The sequence below is a fragment of the Pseudonocardia endophytica genome (assembly GCF_004339565.1).
GTDB classification, from domain to species: domain Bacteria; phylum Actinomycetota; class Actinomycetes; order Mycobacteriales; family Pseudonocardiaceae; genus Pseudonocardia; species Pseudonocardia endophytica.
Genome location: NZ_SMFZ01000002.1, coordinates 2,583,470 through 2,602,481, shown reverse-complemented (window position 1 = coordinate 2,602,481; position 19,012 = coordinate 2,583,470). Strand labels below are relative to the sequence as shown.

At 72.6% G+C, this 19,012-nt stretch carries 16 protein-coding genes; 7 read left to right on the top strand and 9 right to left on the bottom strand.

Annotation, left to right across the window (positions count from 1 at the left end; translation table 11 throughout):
• Nucleotides 1-9: 9 nt before the first annotated feature.
• On the top strand, nucleotides 10-1,182 hold the full coding sequence (locus EV378_RS31030; RefSeq protein ID WP_132430987.1) for an acyl-CoA dehydrogenase family protein: 1,173 nt from the start codon (nucleotides 10-12) through the stop codon (nucleotides 1,180-1,182).
• On the top strand, nucleotides 1,179-2,771 hold the full coding sequence (locus tag EV378_RS31025; RefSeq protein ID WP_132430985.1) for a flavin-containing monooxygenase: 1,593 nt from the start codon (nucleotides 1,179-1,181) through the stop codon (nucleotides 2,769-2,771). The genes EV378_RS31030 and EV378_RS31025 overlap by 4 nt, the downstream gene beginning before the upstream one ends.
• Here EV378_RS31025 and EV378_RS31020 read toward each other — a convergent pair.
• Nucleotides 2,744-3,469 (bottom strand): TetR/AcrR family transcriptional regulator, encoded by a 726-nt coding sequence (locus tag EV378_RS31020; protein WP_207908914.1) that lies wholly within the window; start codon nucleotides 3,467-3,469, stop codon nucleotides 2,744-2,746. The two genes, EV378_RS31025 and EV378_RS31020, sit on opposite strands and share 28 nt — an antisense overlap.
• Before the next feature lie 234 nt (nucleotides 3,470-3,703).
• Here EV378_RS31020 and EV378_RS31015 point away from each other — a divergent pair, with 234 nt between their 5' ends.
• Nucleotides 3,704-4,615, top strand: coding sequence for an alpha/beta hydrolase (locus EV378_RS31015; RefSeq protein ID WP_132430983.1), 912 nt, complete (start codon nucleotides 3,704-3,706; stop codon nucleotides 4,613-4,615).
• A gap of 61 nt (nucleotides 4,616-4,676) precedes the next feature.
• Here EV378_RS31015 and EV378_RS31010 read toward each other — a convergent pair whose 3' ends face one another.
• The 4 genes from EV378_RS31010 to EV378_RS30995 all read right to left on the bottom strand — a co-directional run bounded on the left by EV378_RS31010 (nucleotide 4,677) and on the right by EV378_RS30995 (nucleotide 11,801).
• Nucleotides 4,677-6,350, bottom strand: a complete 1,674-nt coding sequence (locus EV378_RS31010; protein WP_207908913.1) for a flavin-containing monooxygenase — start codon at nucleotides 6,348-6,350, stop codon at nucleotides 4,677-4,679.
• Between the two features lie 16 nt (nucleotides 6,351-6,366).
• A complete protein-coding gene (locus EV378_RS31005; RefSeq protein ID WP_207908912.1) occupies nucleotides 6,367-7,971 on the bottom strand; it encodes a class I adenylate-forming enzyme family protein in 1,605 nt (534 codons plus the stop codon).
• Between the two features lie 218 nt (nucleotides 7,972-8,189).
• On the bottom strand, nucleotides 8,190-10,193 hold the full coding sequence (locus EV378_RS31000) for an ATP-binding protein (RefSeq protein WP_207908911.1): 2,004 nt from the start codon (nucleotides 10,191-10,193) through the stop codon (nucleotides 8,190-8,192).
• 9 nt (nucleotides 10,194-10,202) lie between these two features.
• Entirely contained in the window at nucleotides 10,203-11,801 is a 1,599-nt protein-coding gene (locus EV378_RS30995; RefSeq protein WP_132430981.1) for an acyl-CoA carboxylase subunit beta, read from the bottom strand.
• Between the two features lie 192 nt (nucleotides 11,802-11,993).
• On the opposite strand from EV378_RS30995, the gene EV378_RS30990 reads away from it, so the two are divergent.
• Nucleotides 11,994-12,611: an MSMEG_1061 family FMN-dependent PPOX-type flavoprotein gene (locus EV378_RS30990; RefSeq protein WP_132430979.1), complete on the top strand. Its 618-nt coding sequence runs from the start codon at nucleotides 11,994-11,996 to the stop codon at nucleotides 12,609-12,611.
• A gap of 276 nt (nucleotides 12,612-12,887) precedes the next feature.
• Here the strand turns inward: EV378_RS30990 and EV378_RS30985 are convergent, their stop codons facing one another.
• Both EV378_RS30985 and EV378_RS30980 read right to left on the bottom strand, forming a co-directional pair.
• Nucleotides 12,888-13,181, bottom strand: a complete 294-nt coding sequence (locus EV378_RS30985) for a hypothetical protein (protein WP_132430977.1) — start codon at nucleotides 13,179-13,181, stop codon at nucleotides 12,888-12,890.
• Nucleotides 13,182-13,412: 231 nt separating this feature from the next.
• Complete coding sequence (locus EV378_RS30980; RefSeq protein ID WP_132430975.1) at nucleotides 13,413-13,793, bottom strand: DUF5997 family protein; 381 nt, start codon at nucleotides 13,791-13,793, stop codon at nucleotides 13,413-13,415.
• A 38-nt stretch (nucleotides 13,794-13,831) separates the two neighbouring features.
• Between EV378_RS30980 and EV378_RS30975 the strand changes: the two genes are divergently transcribed.
• A complete protein-coding gene (locus EV378_RS30975) occupies nucleotides 13,832-14,524 on the top strand; it encodes a LysR substrate-binding domain-containing protein (protein WP_165922568.1) in 693 nt (230 codons plus the stop codon).
• A gap of 2 nt (nucleotides 14,525-14,526) precedes the next feature.
• On the opposite strand, the gene EV378_RS35635 is transcribed toward EV378_RS30975, so the two are convergent.
• The gene (locus EV378_RS35635) at nucleotides 14,527-15,681 is read right to left on the bottom strand and encodes an MFS transporter (RefSeq protein WP_165922567.1); all 1,155 of its coding nucleotides are present in this window, start codon (nucleotides 15,679-15,681) and stop codon (nucleotides 14,527-14,529) included.
• Between the two features lie 362 nt (nucleotides 15,682-16,043).
• Here EV378_RS35635 and EV378_RS30970 point away from each other — a divergent pair, with 362 nt between their 5' ends.
• Nucleotides 16,044-17,159: a polysaccharide deacetylase family protein gene (locus EV378_RS30970; protein ID WP_132430973.1), complete on the top strand. Its 1,116-nt coding sequence runs from the start codon at nucleotides 16,044-16,046 to the stop codon at nucleotides 17,157-17,159.
• Nucleotides 17,160-17,177: 18 nt separating this feature from the next.
• Here the strand turns inward: EV378_RS30970 and EV378_RS30965 are convergent, their stop codons facing one another.
• Entirely contained in the window at nucleotides 17,178-18,116 is a 939-nt protein-coding gene (locus EV378_RS30965; RefSeq protein WP_132430971.1) for a YihY/virulence factor BrkB family protein, read from the bottom strand.
• Nucleotides 18,117-18,216: 100 nt separating this feature from the next.
• Between EV378_RS30965 and EV378_RS30960 the strand changes: the two genes are divergently transcribed.
• Nucleotides 18,217-18,936, top strand: a complete 720-nt coding sequence (locus tag EV378_RS30960) for a class I SAM-dependent methyltransferase (protein ID WP_132430969.1) — start codon at nucleotides 18,217-18,219, stop codon at nucleotides 18,934-18,936.
• Nucleotides 18,937-19,012: the final 76 nt, after the last annotated feature.

Sequence of the window (19,012 nt, the reverse complement as noted above, 5' to 3'; positions counted from 1 at the left end):
GGGGCCCACATGACGTCAGCCCACGAGCTGTGGAACACCGACGAGCGGAAGGCACTGCGGGACACCGTCGCCGCGTTCACCACCCGCGAGATCGTCCCGAACCTCGCGGCCTGGGAGGACGCCGGCGAGCTGCCGCGCGACCTGCACGTGAAGGCGGCCGAGCTGGGGCTGCTGGAGCTCGGCTTCCCGGAGAAGGCGGGCGGGGCGGGCGACTTCGTGGACGTCGCGGTCGTGCACGAACAGATCGTGCTGTCCGGCGGCAGCACCGGCGTCACGTCGGCGCTGTTCACACACAGCATCGGGGTGCCGCACATCGCGGCGGCCGGCGACCCGTGGCAGATCGACGAGTTCGTCCGGCCCGTGCTCGCCGGCCGCCGGATCGCCTCCCTCGGGGTGACCGAGCCGGAGGCGGGCTCCGACGTCGGCGCGATCACCACACGGGCCGTGCGCGACGGCGACGAGTACGTCGTCGACGGGGCGAAGACGTACATCACCTCCGGCACCCGTGCCGATCTCGTCACCACCGCCGTGCGCACCGGCGGCGACGGTCACCGCGGCATCTCGCTGCTGGTGGTCGAGACCGACCGGCCGGGCTTCGCGGTCACCTCACGGCTGCGCAAGATGGGCTGGCTCTGCTCGGACACCGCAGAGCTGTCGTTCGCCGGCGTCCGGGTCCCGGCGCGCAACCTCGTCGGGTTCGAGGGGACCGGGTTCGCCCAGATCATGCAGCGGTTCGAGTCGGAACGCCTGATCATGTCGGTGCAGGCCGTCGCCACCGCGGAACGCAGCCTCGCCCTCACCCGCCGGTGGGCGCTGGACCGGCGGACGTTCGGCGCCCCGCTGGCGGACCGGCAGGTGGTCCGGCACAAGCTCGCCGAGATGGCCCGGCAGGTGGCGGTCGCGAAGACCTACGTGCGCGACGTGACCGCGCGCTGGTCGGCCGGCGAGGACGTCGGGCCGGAGATCGCGATGGCCAAGAACACGGCGGTGGCCGCCTGCGACACCGTCGTGAACGAGGCGGTGCAGATCCACGGGGGAATGGGGTACATGCGCGAGTCCGAAGTGGAACGTCACTACCGGGACTCCCGGATCCTCGGGATCGGCGGCGGCACGACCGAGATCATGAACGAGCTCGTCGCCAGGGACCTGCTCGACCGCCCGGAGCGGGGGGTGCGGTCGTGAGCGTGGTGGACGCCGTCGTCGTCGGAGCCGGGTTCTCCGGCCTCTACACGATCCACCGGCTGCGCGACGACCTCGGCCTGGACGTGCGGGCCTTCGAGGCGGGCGACGGGGTCGGCGGCACCTGGTACTGGAACCGGTACCCCGGCGCCAAGTGCGACTCGGACGCGTTCGTCTACTGCTACTCGTTCGACCCGGACCTCCTGCAGGAGTGGCGGTGGAGCGGCAAGTACCCGGAGCAGGACGAGCTGCGGCGCTACCTCGAGCACGTCGCGGACCGGTTCGACCTGCGCCGCAGCATCGACTTCGGGACGCGCGTCGTCTCGGGTGAGTACGACGAGGCGACGTCCACGTGGTCGGTGACCACCGATGCGGGCGAGACCGTGCGGACCCGGTTCCTGATCGCCGCGATCGGCCACCTGTCGATCTCGAAGTACGTGCCGTCGATCCCGGGGCTGGAGACGTTCGACGGGCAGTGGTTCCACACCGGATCCTGGCCCCACGACGGCGTCGACCTCGGCGGCAAGCGGGTCGGCGTGATCGGCACCGGGTCCTCCGGCGTGCAGTCCATCCCGGTGATCGCCGAGCAGGCCCGGCATCTCACGGTGTTCCAGCGGACGCCGCAGTACTCGATCCCGGCCCGGCACGAGACCGTCGACGACGCGTTCTGGCGCGAGGTCAAGGCGGACTACGGCGCGATCTTCGAGCGCTCCCGGACCTCGGCGGGCGGCTTCCCGTGGCAGCACAACGGGCTCAGGGCACTCGACGTCCCCGACGACGAGCGGCTGGCCACGTACGAGAAGGCGTGGGCCGAGGGCGGCTTCAAGTTCGCGCTGGGCACCTACCGCGACGTCGCCTACGACCTCGACGCCAACCGGACGATGTCCGACTTCATGCGCGCGAAGATCCGCGAGGTCGTCGAGGACCCCGAGACCCGGGAGAAGCTGATCCCGGAGCACCCGTTCCTGTCCCGGCGCCCGATCGTCGACACCGGGTACTTCGAGACCTACAACCGCGACGACGTCGACCTCGTCGACGTGCGGGCCGCCCCGATCGAGGAGATCACGCCGCGCGGGATCCGGACCACCGCGGCCGAGCACGAGCTCGACGTGATCGTGTTCGCCACCGGGTTCGACGCGATCACCGGCCCGTACTTCGGCATCGACCTGCGCGGCCGGGGCGGTGCGACCCTCACCGAGAACTGGCGGAACGGCCCCCGTGCCTACCTCGGGCTGCAGACCGTCGACTTCCCGAACATGTTCATGGTCACCGGCCCCGGCGCGACCCTGGGCAACCTCCCGCTGAGCATCGAGACCCACGTCGACTGGATCACCGACTGCATCGCGACGATGCGCCACGACGGACACACCACGATCGAGCCGACGCCCGAGGCGCAGGAGGAGTGGTCAGCGCACGTCGACTCGGTGGCGAGCGGCTCGATGATCTCCCGGGCCGACTCCTGGTACAACGGCTCGAACATCCCGGGCAAGGCACGGGCGTACGTCTTCTACTTCGGACACTTCGGCCGGTACCGGCAGCGGCTCCTGCAGGTGGCCGACGACGGCTACACGGGGTTCGCGCTGTCGAGCTGACCGGACGCGTCGAGCCGGAGACCGAGCGACTGGGCCCAGAGCCGGGTCAGCGTCTCCACGGCGACGGCCTCGTCGTACTCGACGCCGTGGAAGAACCAGAGCAGCGTGAAGTGCTCGATCATCCCGCCGAGCATCGACGCCGCCGTCCCCGCGTCGAGGTGCGGGTCGGCGAGGCCCTGCTCCTGGAGCCTGCGGATGCCGGCCTCGTTGCGCCGCAGGAACGGCTCGCGGATGCGCAGCTTCAGCTCCCGGAACTGGGGGTCCCGGTACGCGAGCTCCTCGATCATCGCGATCAGGCGTGCGTTGCGCGCCGCGACCGTCAGGTACTGCCGGTTGCTCGCCCGGATCCGGTCGACGACGGTCCCACCGGAGCCCGCCTTCGCCTGCGAGGCGTTGTACATCTCGCCCGTGACGGACGTGAACAGCTCGTCGAGCACCGACTCCTTGGAGTCGAAGTAGTGGTAGAAGACGCCGTAGGACGTGCCGGCACGCGCGGAGATGTCGGAGATGCGGGCGTCCCGGAACCCGAGCTCCTCGAACACCTCCCGGGCGGCGGTGATCAGGGCCGCGCGGGTCCGCCGCCCCCTCGTCGTGGACGGGACCGTCGCGACGCCGGACAGGATCGGCTCCTCGGCGGGCCGCACCGACGGGGGGTCGCTGCGTCGGCGACGCGGCGCGCTGCCGGTCGATCGGGCCATTGCGAGGTCCCCTTCCCGGGTACTGGAGATCCGATGATAGCCGCTCGCCCGGGCGACCACCGTTCCCACCTCTGCGAAAGAGTTGACGCACGAGTCGAAATCCGGTTCGCTGGACTTTCGCAGGCAGAGAGCACCGTAGATCGCTTCGGACCTCCGCCGCGAGCTCACGGAGTCGAGCCGGTTGTCATCCGACGACGCCCGGCAGGCTTCGCGTCGACCGTCGAGGAGGACGGCATGCCGAGCAAGGAGTCCGACGCACTGCGCGCGCAGTTCCAGAACATGAGCGACCGCTTCACGGCCGATCCGGACATGAGCCTGACGACCCTGCGGTCGATGATGGAGGAGCTCGGCGACCTCGCCTCCGAGCCCGAGAACGTCACCTACGGCGAGGTGGACACCGACGGCGTCCGGGGCATCTGGTGCAACCCGCTCGACGCGTCGCCCGACCACCTCGTGTTCTACTGCCACGGTGGCGGGTTCGTCGGGAACAGCGCGGCCAGCCACCGCAAGATGGCCGCGCATCTCGCGAAGGCCGTCGGCGCCCGCTCGTTCGTCCTGGAGTACCGGCGCGCGCCCGAGAACCCCTACCCGGCCCAGCTCGAGGACGCGCTCGCCGCGTTCGCGTGGCTGCGGGGCCAGGGCTTCGAGGCGGGCAACATCGTCACCGCGGGCGACTCGGCGGGCGGCAACCTGGCCGTCACGCTCGTGCTGGCGCTGCGCGACCGCGGGGAGCAGCTGCCCGCCGCGATCATCGGGTTCTCCCCGTGGGTGGACATGGAGCACCTGGGCAAGACCCTGGACTCGAACGCCGAGACCGACGCGTTCGTGAACCGCGGGGTCGCGGAGTCGATGGCGTCGATGTTCCTCGGCGAGAGTGGCTCCCCCACCGACCCGCTCGCCAACCCCCTGCACGCCGACCTGACCGGCCTCCCGCCGCTGATCGTCACCGCGGGGAGCGCGGAGACGCTGCAGGACAACGCCGAGCGGCTGGCCGAGCGGGCGTCCGCGGCCGGCGTCGAGGTCGACGTCACGGTCGCCCCGGACCAGCAGCACGTCTACCCGTTCATGGCCGGCCGCGCCCCGGAGGCCGACGAGGCGCTCGCTGCGGCGGCCGGATGGGCCCGCAGGCACCTCGGGCTCGCCTGAACCCGACGCACGTGAGCGCCGGCCCGCGATCGCGGGCCGGCGCTCACATCGCTCTCCGGCCCTACCCGGACACGTTCGCCGTGGCGGACTCCATCACGACCTTGCCGTAGCCGCCGTCCACCTCGGCCTCGGCGACCTCGCGGAAGGCGCCGACTCCACCGAGCCACATGACCGCGGCCGCCGGCTTGCCAGGGATGTTGGTCCCGAGGAACCAGGAGCGCTTGCCGCCCTGGCGCAGCACGGTCGCGTCGAGCACGGCCTCGACGAGCTGGCTGAACTCCTGCACCGCCTCGGTCGTCGGCTCTGCCGTGTCGGCGCCGCGCTCGTGCATGACCCTCAGCAGGCGGCTGAGCCATCCGACGCAGTACTCGGCCACGACCGGGATGTTCGCGAACGGCGTCTGCGGGCCGGCGACCATGAAGAGGTTCGGGAAGCCGTCCACCATCATGCCGAGGTGCGTCTTCGGGCCCTCGGCCCAGCGCTCGCGCAGGACCCGGCCGTCGCGGCCACGGATGTCGATCTGGTCGAGCGTCCCGGTGATGGCGTCGTACCCGGTGGCGAAGATGATCGCGTCGACCTCGTGGAACTCGTCGCCCGCCCTGATCCCCTTCGGCTCGATCCGGATCGGCGTCTCACCGATGTCGACGAGTGTGACGTTGGGCCGGTTGAACGTCTCGTAGTAGTAGTGCCCGAGCGGTGGCCGCTTCCCGCCGAGCGGGTAGTCCTTGGGGCACAGCTTCTCCGCCGTCTCCGGATCGCGCACGATCGACCGGATCTTCTTGCGGATGAACTCGGCGGCGAGATCGTTCGTGGACTGCTCGACGAGTAGGTCGTCGAACGTCTCGAACAGGTAGCGGAAGCCGCCCGCCTCCCAGCCGCGGTCCAGCACCTGCTGCTGCTGTTCGGGCGTGCAGTCGGCCGCGATCCGGCCGGCGGCGGGCGGGATGTCCATGCCGAACGGCTGCGAGAACGCGCGATCGAAGATCTCGTCGAAGTTCGTGCGGATGACGTCCACGTCGTGCTCGGACAGCTTGTCGTTGCGCGCGGGCAGGACGTAGTTCGGCGTGCGCTGGAAGACCGAGAGGTGCGCGGCGTCCTCGGCGACGATCGGGATGACCTGCACGGCCGTCGCACCGGTCCCGACGATCGCCACCCGCTTGCCACGGAAGTCCACGCCGTCGTCCGGCCAGTTCTGGGTCTGGTACCAGTCGCCCTCGAAGTCGGACAGTCCGTCGAACGACGGGTAGTAGGGCAGCGACAGCTGGCCGGTCGCGGTGATCACGGCCTTCGACGAGATCGTCTCGCCGCCGTCGGTCGTCACCGTCCAGGTGCGCGCGTCGTCGTCGAAGACCGCGGACCCGACACGGGTGTCGAGCGTGATGTCGGACCAGAGGTCGAACGTGTCGGTGACGTGCCGGATGTAGGCGTGTGTCTGGGGCTGGGTGGCGAACCGTTCCTCCCACCGCCAGTCGTTGCGCACCTCGTCCAGCGGGAAACCGTAGACCCAGGCCTGGCTGTCGGTGCGGGCTCCGGGGTACTTGTTCCAGTACCAGGTGCCGCCCACGTCGCTGCCGGCCTCGATGAGGCGGGCGGTCAGGCCGAGGCGCCGTGTCTCGATCAGCATCCGGATCCCGCTGAAGCCCGCGCCGATGATCACGACGTCCACGTCGACGTCGCCACCACCGCCCGTGCCCAGGGTGATCGTGGACGTGTCCTTGCCGGTCGTTGCTGTCACCGTGGATCCCTCTCAGTCACCGCGCGATCGCTTTCAGGGCCACTTTCTTGATCTTTCCGGAGGGGGTCAGCGGCAGGGAGTCGACGACCTCGACCTCGGCCGGGACCTTGTAGCGGGCGAGCCGGGCGCGGCAGCGCTCGAGCACGGCGTCGACGTCCACCCGCGCGCCCGCGACGGGCACCACGTACGCACGGCCGACCTCGCCGTAGATCTCGTGCGGCACACCGATCACCGCGCTCATCGCCACCGCGGGATCCCCGGCGATGACGTTCTCGACCTCGGCCGGGTAGACGTTGTATCCACCCCGCACGTACATGTCCTTGGTCCGGCCGCGGAGCACCACCCGCCCGTCGGCCCGGATCGCGGCCATGTCCCCGGTCGCGAGCCAGCCGTCCCGCCGGAACGCCGCGCGGGACTCCTCGGCCATGCCCCAGTAGCCGCCCGCCACGCACGCGCCGGCGACCTGCAGCTCGCCCTCCGCGTCCGGCGGGAGCGGCTCCCCCGACGCGTCGACCACCCGGACCCGGAAGTCGCCGATCGGCACGCCGATCGTCTCGACGAGGGTGTCCAGGTCGTCGTCGGCCGCGGAGATCACGCAGCCGCCGGAGGACTCGGACAGGCCGTAGAGGTTGGCCAGGCGGGTGCCCGGGAAGACCTGCAGGATCCGCCTGCCCATCTCGGGCTCCACGTTGGACCCGCCGATCACGCACGTGCGCACGGAGGAGGTGTCGGCGTCTCGGAACTCGGGCAGCCCCATGACCAGCGCGTACATCGTCGGCACGCCGACGAAGATCGACACCCGCCGCTCGACGACGGTCCGCAGGGCGATCTGCGGTCCGAAGCCGGCGAGCAGCGCCACGGCACCGCCGGAGACCATCGCCGCGGCGACCGTGCACGTCATGCCGCCGACGTGGTTCATCGGCATGTGCCCGATGGCGACGTCGTCGGGGCGCTGCCCGAGGTGGTCGGCCTGCGCGCGCGCCGAGGCGAGGACGCCGGCGTGGGTGAGGACGGCACCCTTCGGGAGCCCGGTGGTCCCGGACGTGTACAGGATGACGAGCGGGTCGTGCGGTGCCACCGGAGCGTCGGACGGCGGGGCGTCCGACGCCGGTCCGGCGGCCAGGAGGTCGTCCCATGTCCGGCTCCCGTCGAACCCGGTCCCGCCCAGGAACACGTACTCGCGGACGGTCGGTAGCTGCGCGCGCAGTGCGTCCAGGAACCCGACGAAGTCGAAGTCGCCGTGGCGGGCGGCGCACACCAGCGCGACCGAGCCGGACTGGTTGAGCATGTGGTCGAACTCGTGCTCGCGGTAGGCGACGTTGAGCGTGACCAGCGGGCAGCCGATCCGGGCGGCGGCGAACCAGGTGATGATCCACTCGGCCGAGTTCGGCGCGGCGATCGCGATCCGCTCGCCCGGCCGGACACCGGCGGCCAGCAGACCGTCGGCGAGCCGGGCGCTCGCGTCCTCGATCTCGGCGTAGGTCCAGTCCCTCTCGGCCGTCAGCAGGAAGGGCGCGCCGCCGCGGAGCTCGCAGGTGCGGCGCAGCGCGGACGGCAGTGTGGCCGGCGAGGTGGGCGGCGGCGTGCCGTCACCGGGTAACGCAGTGGTCGTCGTCGACACCGCACTCGCCCTTCTGCCAGGGGGACCCGGTCGTGATCGGCTGGTCGGCCCCACGCGCGCCCGGGTCGACCGGGCACCGAACGTGGTGTGAGCCACACAACCGCAAGTCGACTCGCGTGTCAACTATATGCCGTGATCTCTCCGCGCCGCGGTGGATCACGGACGCGAACGACGCCGCTGCAACCGCAAGCGGCGCCCCGGCGAAGCCGACACCTCGATCAACTCTGCGCGTCGACGTCCGGGGCGAGCTCGACGAGCACGGAGCGGGCAGGCACGTACTGCCCGACCTCCACCAGCACGGCCCGCACGACACCGGGACCCGCCGCGACGGCGGGGTGCTCCATCTTCATGGCCTCCACCACGACGAGCGGCTGACCTGGCTCGACCCGGTCCCCCGGCACGACGAGCACGGCGACGACGGTGCCCGGGAGCTCCGCAGTGGGTCCCCCGGTGGCGGCGACCGGGTCCGGTTCCGGCAGCCGCGGCGCCGGACGCCATCCGGTCTGTCCGAGCGCCGACGTCACCCAGTGCGAGCCGTCCGGGTAGCGGTGCACCGCACAGCGGTGCTCGACCCCGGAGCACTCGACCCGGACGGCGTCCGGACCGAGGTCGCGCAGGTGGACCTCGTGCCGGCCGTCCGCGATGGCGAGGACCAGGCTGGTGTCACCGCGCGCGTCGTCGAGGCGGTACTCCACCTCGTGGGTCCCGCCGGCCGGTCCCTCCCAGATGGACCGGGTGAGCGGGCTGCCGGGCAGCAGGCGGAACCCGGGAGCGGCGAACGGCGTGCGGCGGTCGTCGGCACGGCGCGCGGCGGCCGCCGTGGCGACGACCGCGCTCAGGTGGACCAGGTGCAGGTCAGGGGGAGACGGGGTGGCCAGGCCCGGGTGCGCGTCCAGGTAGTCGGTACGGGTCCCGCCGGCGAGGAAGTCCGGATCACGGAGCACCGCGGCGAGGTGGGCGCGGTTCGTGGTGGTCCCGTGCACCTCGGTCGCGTCGAGCGCGCCGGCGAGCCGGGCGGCCGCCTCGGCGCGGTCGTCGGCGACGGCGACGATCTTCGCCAGCATCGGGTCGTAGAACGGGGTGATCTCGCCGGGCGCGGCGACGCCGTCCTCGAAGCGGACGCCGGGCAGGTCGTGCGGATGCGCGTAGCGGTGCAGCGGACCGGGCGTGGGCAGGTACCCCCGTGCCGGATCCTCCGCGTAGAGGCGCACCTCGATGGCGTGACCACGGATCGTCACGTCGTCCTTGCCGATCCGCAGCGGCATGCCCTGTGCCACCTCCAGCTGGAGCCGGACCAGGTCCAGGCCGGTGACCTCCTCGGTGACCGGGTGCTCGACCTGGAGCCTGGTGTTCATCTCCAGGAAGAAGAACTCGCCCGTCGTGTCGTCGAGCAGGTACTCGACCGTGCCCGCCCCGAGGTAGCCGATCTCCCGGGCGAGGGCGACGGCGGTGTCGCCCATCGCCCGTCGCAGATCCGGGGAGACGGCGGGCGACGGCGCCTCCTCGAGCACCTTCTGGTGCCTGCGCTGGATCGAGCATTCCCGTTCGCCGAGATGCAGTGCCCGACCGTGCGCGTCGGCGAACACCTGGATCTCGACATGGCGGGCCACGCGCAGGTACCGCTCGCAGAACACGTCCGGATCACCGAACGACGCCTGCGCCTCGCGGCGGGCCGCCGCCACGGCCCCGGCCAGGTCGTCCGGGTGCCCGACGAGCCGCATGCCGCGGCCGCCGCCGCCCGCGACGGCCTTGACCAGGAGCGGGTACCCGACTTCCGCCGCGGCGGCCCGCCACCCGCCCGCGTCGTCACCGACGAGCGGCGCGTCCGGGAGCACCGGGACACCGGCCTTGCGCGCCAGCGCCTTCGCCCGGTCCTTGAGTCCCATGTCGGCGATCGACTCCGGAGCGGGCCCGACGAACACCAGCCCGGCGTCACCGCACGCGACGGCGAACCCGGCGTTCTCCGACAGGAAGCCGTAGCCGGGATGGACGGCGTCGGCGCCCGTCGCCGCGGCCGCCGCCAGTATCCCGTCGACGTCCAGATAGGACTCGGCGCTCGTCCGTCCGCCGAGGGCGACGGCGAGGTCGGCGTCGCGCACGTGGGGCGCCCCGGCGTCCGGCTCGGAGTAGACGGCGACCGTCCGGATCCCCATCGCGCGGGCCGTCCGGAACACCCGTCGGGCGATCTCGCCGCGGTTCGCGACGAGCAGCGTTCGGATCACGGCGGGCTCCTACATCCGGAACGGGGCGAACCGGCCGGTGCCGGCGACGGGGGCGGAGTGCACGGCGGACAGAGCGAGACCGAGCACGGTGCGGGTGTGGCGGGGGTCGATCACGCCGTCGTCCCAGAGCTCGCCGGTCGCCCGTAGCGCCCCGGACTGGGCGTCGATCATCGCCTCCGTCTCGGCGCGGACGGCGGCGTCCGTCGCGTCGTCGTACGGGTCGCCGTTGCGCTCGGCGGACGCCCGCCGCACCGCGGACATCACCCCGGCGAGCTGCTTGCCGCCCATGACCGCGATCCGGTGGCTCGGCCACGTGAACACGAAGCGCGGGTCGTAGGCCCGGCCGGACATGCCGTAGTTCCCGGCGCCGTAGGACGCGCCGATCATGAGTGTCAGGTGCGGGACGGCCGAGTTGGACACCGCGTTGATCAGCGCCGCACCGTCTTTGATGATCCCGCCCCGCTCCGCATCGGTCCCCACCATGAAGCCGGTGATGTTCTGGACGAACAGCAGCGGGATGTCGCGGGCGTTGGCGAGCTGGACGAAGTGCGCACCCTTGCGGGACTCGGGGGAGAAGAGGATCCCGTTGTTGGCGAGCACCCCGACCGGGAAGCCGCACAGATGACCCCAGCCGCACACCAGCTGCGGCCCGTAGAGAGGCTTGAACTCGTCGAACCGCGAGCCGTCGAGCGTCCGCGCGAGCACCTCACGGACCTCGACCGAGCGCTTCGGGTCGGCGCTCGCGCAGGCGAGCAGCCCCTCCGCCGCGTGCACCGGGGCCTCGGCCTGCCGCGACGGGCCGGGCCCTGCCCTGCGCCATCCCAGTGCGCCCACGATCTGCCTGCCGATCCGCAGCGCGTCCCGTTCGTCGACGGCGAGGTGGTCGGCGAGGCCGGACTCCCTGGCGTGCATGTCCGCGCCGCCGAGCGTCTCGTCGTCGACGTCCTCGCCGAGCGCCATCTTCACCAGCGGCGGGCCGCCGAGGTAGACGGCGGCCTGGTCCTTGACGAACACCGTGTACTCGCTCATCCCCGGCATGTACGCCCCACCGGCGGTGGAGCTGCCGAACACCAGCGCGATCGTCGGGATACCCGCGGCGGACAGCCGGCTGAGCTGGCGGAACGTCCGGCCGCCCGGCACGAACGTCTCGGCCTGGCGCGGCAGGTCCGCCCCTCCGGACTGGACCAGGCTCACCACCGGCAGCCGGTTGCGTTCGGCGACGTCCAGCGCGCGCAGCTGCCGGGCGACCGACGCCGGCCCCAGCGAGCCCCCCTTCACGGTCGGCTCGTTCGCGATCACCATGCATTCGACGCCGCTGACCTGGCCGATCCCGGTGATGATCCGGCCACCCGGGTGCCCGCCGTCCTCGTGCGCGCCGGCGAACATCGACAGCTCGAGGAACGGCACGTCCTCGTCGAGCAGCAGGTCGACCCGCTCCCGCGCCGGCAACCGGCCCCGCGCCCGGTGCCGGGAGACCGCGCGCTCCCCGCCCGCGGCGAGGACCCGCTCGGCGAGCGGGGTGAACGCGTCCAGCGCCTCCAGCATCGCCGTCCGGTCCTCGGCGTACCTCGGCGACTCCGGATCGAGCGCCGTCGCGAGCACGGTCATCGACACCTCCTGGTGCGGTGGCGGGACGCGCGGTCGCTGTCTGCCCCCGGAGCCTGAACTCGACTGATGAGTCGATTCTGTGCCGCACTCGTCGTCCGGTCAAATCGCGTCACCACGGCCCGATGCGCCGATCCTGGACCGATCGCTGGATCGACATCGAGAGCGCGCAATGGCTAAGGGTAGCCTCACATCATGGCCCGTGAGATCCGTTCCCTGTCCGAGCTGCGTGAGATCGTGAAGGAACCGCCCCGGCAGATCGCGGACAAGGCCATCGACCACATCGACGCCGAGTCCGCGCGGTTCGTCGCGGCCAGCCCGTTCTTCCTGTTCGCGACGGCGGACGCGCAGGGCAGGGTCGACGTCTCCCCGCGCGGCGATCCCCCCGGCAGCGTCCTGGTGATCGACGAGCGCACCCTCGCGTTCGGCGACCGCAAGGGCAACCGCCGCCTCGACAGCCTCACGAACATCCTCGAGCAGCCGCAGGTCGGGATGCTGTTCGTGGTCCCCGGCATCGGCGACACCCTGCGGGTCAACGGGACCGCCCGGATCGTCGCGGAGGCCCCCTATCTGGACGCCCTGGCCGTCGAGGGCTCCACCCCGTCGCTGAGCATCGAGGTGAGCGTCACCGAGCTGTACCTGCACTGCGCCAAGGCGTTCGCCCGCTCCCACCTCTGGGACACCGGGACCTGGCCGGACCGCGACGACGTGCCGACCGCAGGCCGGATGGCCCGCAGCCAGCTCGGCGTCCGGCTGCCCGCCCGTCTGATCGACGCCGCTCTGCGTCGGGACGCGCGGGTCAACCGCTACTGAGCCTCACGGCGTCTGGTCCCGACGGCGGGCGGACAGTCCCGAGCGGTACTGCTGCGGCACCCGGTGGCCGCGGACGTCCTGGTCCGGCGCGGCGTTCCACGTCCGGTACGGGTCGACGAGATGCGGACGGGCGAGCGCGCACAGGTCCGCCCGGCCGCTACCAGGCGCGCGGGGCGGTGATCCGCGGAACGCGCACCGACCCGGCGGACGCGCGTGTCCGGACGCGCGCGTCCGCCCGAGCCGCGCGCGAACGCCGGATCACCGCGCGTCCGGTGGTCAGGCGTCCTTGGTGCGCAGGATGTAGTACTCGCCGATGCAGCCGCTCGAGCCCGCTGTCGTCGGGCACCCGGCGACACCCGCCGGCACGCCGTAGGTCTTCTCGCACTCGAACTGCTTACCGCTGAACGCCCCGCCCGCGGCGCCGACCTGGGCGAAGCCCGCGTCCTGGCACTCCTGCAGCGACCGGTAGGTGGGCGGGCCGGCGCTCGCCATCGGCGCGGCCACGACCGCCGCCGCGGCGGCCGCGACCGCTCCGAGCGTGATCCGGGTGAGCATCCTCGTCGGTGTCATGGTGGGACTCCTCTCGTCGGTGTCTCTCGTCGTGCGACAGGAGGCACGCTAGGAGTCGATCTCGGGAGGGCTCCCGGGGCGACGGCCGGGATTCGGTCCCTTCGGCCCGACGCGCGCCGACCCGCGGACGCGCGCCGACCCGACGAACGCGCGTGCCCCGACGCGCGCGTTCGCCCGAGACGTTCGCGAACTCCGGATCACCGCGCGCCGGTCCGGGCTGCTCGACGGCGGCTACCGTGCGGGTCGGCCGGACTCCTTCGCCTGCACCCGGGCCTCCTCGCGCTGGGACTCGGCACGGGTGGCGCGCTCGCGGACCAGCCATTCCGGCTGTTCCTCCTTCAGCGCCGTGATCTGCGCCGTGGTCAGCGGCTCGGTGATGTCGGCCCTGGCCAGGCCGGAGATCGACACCCCGAGCCGGTCCGCGACGACCGGACGCGGGTGCGGGCCGTCGCGCCGCAGCTCGCGCAGCCACTCCGGCGGATCGGCCTGCAGGGCGTCGAGCTCGTCGCGCGAGACGACGCCGTCGCGGAACTCCTCGGGCGTCGCGTCGAGGAGCACGCCGAGCTTCTTCGCCGCCGTCGCGGCCTTCATCGTCTGGATCTGGCGCGCCATGCGCCCAGGGTATCGGGGCCGATGGATAGCCTGGACCGGTGACCGAGCCGAGCGACCCCGCGCCGTTCCGGCTCGGCTACGTGCAGGGCGTCACGCCGGGCAAGTGGGCGCGGATGTGGGCCGAGCGCCGTCCGCACAACCTGCTGGAACTGGTCCCGGCGACCACGGACGGGGCGGTCGACATGATCCGGACGGGTGCGCTGGACGCCGGGCTGGTGCGGCTGCCGATCGACCGGACCGGGCTGCACGCGATCCCGCTCTACACCGAGACCACCGTCGCCGTCGTCCCGAAGGGCCACCTGCTCACCGTGGCCGAGGAGGCCGCCGTCGAGGACCTGGCGGACGAGACGCTGCTCCACCCGCGCGACGACACGCTCGACTGGGCCGGTGATGCTCCGGGACGGCCCGCGGACCACACGCCCGCGACGACCGGTGAGGCGGTCGAGCTCGTCGCCGCGGGTGTCGGCGTGCTGGTCGTTCCCCAGTCGCTGGCCCGGCTGCACCACCGGCGGGACCTGACCTACCGGCCGCTGACCGACGCGCCGTCGTCGACCGTGGTCCTCACCTGGCCGGACGCGGAGAACACCGACCTGATGGAGGAGTTCATCGGGATCGTCCGCGGGCGCACGGTCAACAGCACCCGCACGCCCCGCCGGGAGCAGACACCGGCACGGGCGACACCCGCCGCGAACCGGCGTCGACCGGCCCGTCGCGGCAGGGGCCGCCGCTGACGTCAGGCGGTCCGCATCCGGAGCGCGGCCCCACCGGCGCCGGCCGCGACGAGCAGCACGACCAGCCCGCACAGTCCCGACGCCACCGGCGCCAGTCCCCAGATCTCGACGGCGACGCCGGCGAGCAGGCTCGACACCGCCGCCGCGAGGTAGCAGTACAGGTAGACGGCGGCGAGCGTCCCGGCGTGCGTGCCGGCCGGGCTCCGGTCGAGCAGCACCCGCATCGCACCGGCGAACGCGACGCCGAAGCCCGCGCCGGCCACGACGGCGGCGACCATGTACGCGGCGAAGCTCGCGGCGGCGATCGCCGCGACGTACCCGGCGACGCCGATCATGAGAGCGACCGCGCCGCCGGTCAGCGCTCGCGCGGCACGCAATCGGCTCGCCGCGAGGCCGGCCACCGGTCCGACGAGGTGGTAGACGGCGACCGCGAGTGCGCCGCTGAACAGGTCGTCGCGGCCCAGGACGAACGTCGTCAACGACGGCGCCAGCGCCTGGGTGAACCCGCCGAGGACGTAGGTCGCCGCCACGAGGACGCACACCGCGGGGAACACCGCGCGGGCGGTCGCGGGCACCCGGACCACCGGCCGGAGCGACCGCAGCGCGCCGGGACGCCGGCCGGCAGGCTCCGGGAGGAACGCCAGGGCGACGGCGGCCACGACCAGGAGCCCGGCCACCACCACGAACGACACGACCGGCGCGGCAGCCGGGGCCACCTGCACCGCGGCGCCCGACGCGAGGGCGCCCAGCGCGATGCCGCCGGGCGGGGCGCCGCTGGTGACCGCCCCGGCGAGTCCGGGACGCGACGACGGTTCCAGGTCGACGACGAACGCTCCGAGCGCACCGAGCGCGAGCCCCACCGCGAGACCCTGCACCGACCGTCCGACGATCAGCGGGACGGCGGAGTCCACCGTCGTCAGGATCAGGCACCCGACCGCGCCGACGACGAGCGCTGGCACGGCCACCCGTCGTCGACCCAGATGGTCGGACAGGCTGCCGCAGCACAGCAGCGCGGCGAGCAGCGGGAGGATGTAGACGGCGAACGCGGCCGTCAGCGCGACCGTCGAGATGCCGTACGCCCGCTGGTAGACGACGTAGAGGGGCGCCGGGACCCCGGCCGCGCCGCAGACCACGACGAAGGCGACGGACGCCGTCACGAACGGCAGGTATCGCCTGCGGGCTCGGAGCACCGGGCGTCACGCCGTCCCGGCAGGTCGACCGTCGAGGATCACGGATCCACACACTAGGTCGGACGGTGGACGGCCGCCGTCCGCGGAACTGTGGCGACGCCGACACCGCTGCGGCATCCGGGTGTCCCCGGCCGACACGCCGGAGCGGCTTCCGAGTCACGATCCCCGGGGGATCACATGATGTCGCGGTGGGTGCGGTGGGCCTGGAGAGTGCGCGTCCGACCAGGACGCGAGTTCAGCCGTGGACCGGGTCGGCCGTGCGGCGGCAACGACGTCGTCGACGACGGCGCATCGCCGCGGTGGCGGCGGCGGTGACGGTGGTCGTCCTCATGGGAACGTATGCGATCGCCGGTGCCGGCGGTGACACCGGCCGGGCCGGGCCGTCGTCTCCCGCGCCGGCACCCGCGGCCGCTCCGGCACCCCCGGCCGCTCCCGCACCGGCGCCGACCGACGTGCTCTGGCAGGACAACGCGGGCGTGTCCCACCTGTTCTTCCACTCGCTGATCGTCGACCCGGAGCGGGCGTTCGCCGACCGGCACTCCGCGGCCGGCTACCACGACTACATGATCACGCAGGCGCAGTTCGCCCGGATCCTCGACCAGCTCTACGCGCGGAACTACGTCCTGGTCGGCCCGCACCAGCTCGCGTCGGTGGCCGCCGACGGCACGGTCGCGACGAAGCCCCTGCGCCTGCCCGCCGGGAAGAAGCCGCTGGTGCTCTCGGTCGACGACGTCTCCTACTACGAGTACATGGCGGGCGACGGGTTCGCCGACAACCTGGTCGTCGCCGACGACGGGCGGGTGCGGAACACCTACGTCGACGCGAACGGCACCACCCACGTCGGTTCGTACGACGTGATGCCGATGGTCGACGACTTCGTCCGCGAGCACCCGGACTTCTCGCACGACGGGGCACGCGGCATCATCGGGCTGACCGGCTACAACGGCGTCCTCGGATACCGCACCTCCCCCAGCGTCTACGGTGGGAGGAACCCGCACCTGGCCGCCGACGTGGACACGGCGACGCGGGTCGCGGACGCCCTGAAGGGCGAGGGCTGGGAGTTCGCGTCGCACTCGTGGGGCCACATCAACTTCACGACGTCCGGCCTCGGCGACATCGAACGGGACACCCGGCTGTGGAAGGCCGAGGTGCAACCGATCGTCGGGCCGACCGACCTGCTGATCTACCCGTTCGGCGCCGACATCTCCGGTCTCCCCGCCTACAGTGGACCGAAGTACGACTACCTGAGGGCACAGGGGTTCGCGTACTACTTCACCATCGACGCGTCCCGCACGGCGTGGGGGCAGGTCGGCCGCGACTACCTCCGCGAGGCCAGGATCAACATCGACGGCATCAGCCTCGCCGCCGCGATGCGGGGCCGTCCGGTACTGCGCACGTTCTTCGACCCGGCGAGCGTCGCGGAGGGGGCCGGCCCGACCCCGTGAGCACGCGGCGTTCCGGGCTCACCCGATGAGGTCGGCGACGAGTTCGATGCCGGCGCGACCGGCCTCGCTGCGGTCCGACACCGAGTCCGGCGCGTCGGTGTCGGTCCACACGGTGACCAGGAACAGCCAGCGGACCACGACGTAGACGATCAGCAGCAGACCGATCAGCGCGCCGCCCAGCGTCGTCAGCGCGGGTGAGCCGCCCAGCAGCCGGAGGTACAGGCCACCGAGCTGCTGCAGGACGGCGAGGCCGACCGCGGCCACCGCGGCGGCCCGCAGCAGCGGACGCACGGGTCGCGCCGGGCGCGGCAGGTGAGCCAGCCCCCACGCGACGACGAGCCAGTTGGCCACGAGGCCGATCACGATCGACCCGACCGCCAGCACCGCGCGGGGACCGACGGTGGCGGTCACACCGAGCAGGTCGAGCAGCCGCGACCCCACGATCCCGGTCAGCGTCGCCAGCCCGAACGACACCGCCAGGGCGAGCCCGATGCCCAGCAGCGCCACGACGTCCGAGTGGGCGTGGCGCAGCCTGCGCTCCGGGCACGGCCGTCCCAGCAACGCGGTCACGGCGTCGCGCAGGTGGCTGATCCAGCTCCACCCCGATACGGCCGCGGCCGCCAGCCCGATCACGCCGAGTGTTCCGCGCTCGGCGACCACCACGTGGACGACGTCGACGACCTGCGTGCTCACCGGCTGGGGCAGCGCCGCCCCGATGGTCTGCTCGATCCGTGCGAACACGGTCTGGCTCGACGACAGCACGAACCCGACCGCGGACACCGCGAGCATCAGCAACGGCACCAGCGCGAGCACGGTGAAGAACGTGACCGCGGCGGCGAGATGGTCACCGTGACGGGCGCGGTAGAGCCGCCGGCTCTCACGCAGGCGCCGCCACCACGACGGGCCATGGCGGTCCGTCAGCGGGAGAACCCGTCGTCGCAACACCGGCGGTGCCATGCGACCACCTCCACCGTCAGGCAACCACGCGCCCGTCCGGCCCCGACATCGGGGGCTCACCGGAACGGATCGAGAGCCGTCCGGCGGGCAGACTGGACCGATGGCCGCGCCGCAGAACCACTGGACCGCAGAGCTCGATCCGACGCCGAACCGGCTCCAGAACCAGGAGGAGTTCCTGCTGCACCGGCCCGACGACGGCGGAACCGAGCGGATCGTGCTGCACGACTACGCCTCGGTCTACGCGGTGCCCGGCCTCTACGAGGACGTCGTGCAGCGGCAGCTCGAGTGCACGTCGCCGGCCACCGTCGCCGCGGCACTGGCCGACGCGGCCGGAGAGCGTGTCACCGGGCTCCGCGCGTTCGACCTCGGCGCGGGCAACGGCGTCGTCGGCGAGGAGCTCACCGCCCGCGGCGTGACCGTCGTCGTCGGCGCCGACGGCATCCCCGAGGCACGCGACGCCGCGCACCGCGACCGCCCGGGGCTCTACCGCCACTACCTGGTCGGGGAACGGATCGACTCCGACGAGGTGCGGCGGCTAGTGGCCGACGAGGCCCTGAACGCCCTGGTCGCCGCCGGTGCCGTCGGTCAGGGCCACGTCCCGGTCGACACCCTCGGGGAGCTCTGGGACGCGTTCGGATCCGGGTCCTTCCTCGCCCTGACCGTGTCCGATGTCGACGGTCGCAGCGACGTCGCCGACGTCGAGGGGATGCTGGCGCGGCGGGCGACCACCCGGACGGTGCTCCAGCGGCGCTTCCGCCACCGCGTGAGCATGGCGGGCACCGAGCTGTTCTACGCGGTGCTGGTGGCCGTCAAGGAATGACGCACGGCACGGCGTCGCCGGTCGAGCCCCCTTGGCACGTCGGGATCGGCGGGGCCGGCCGGCCGCGGATCACTGG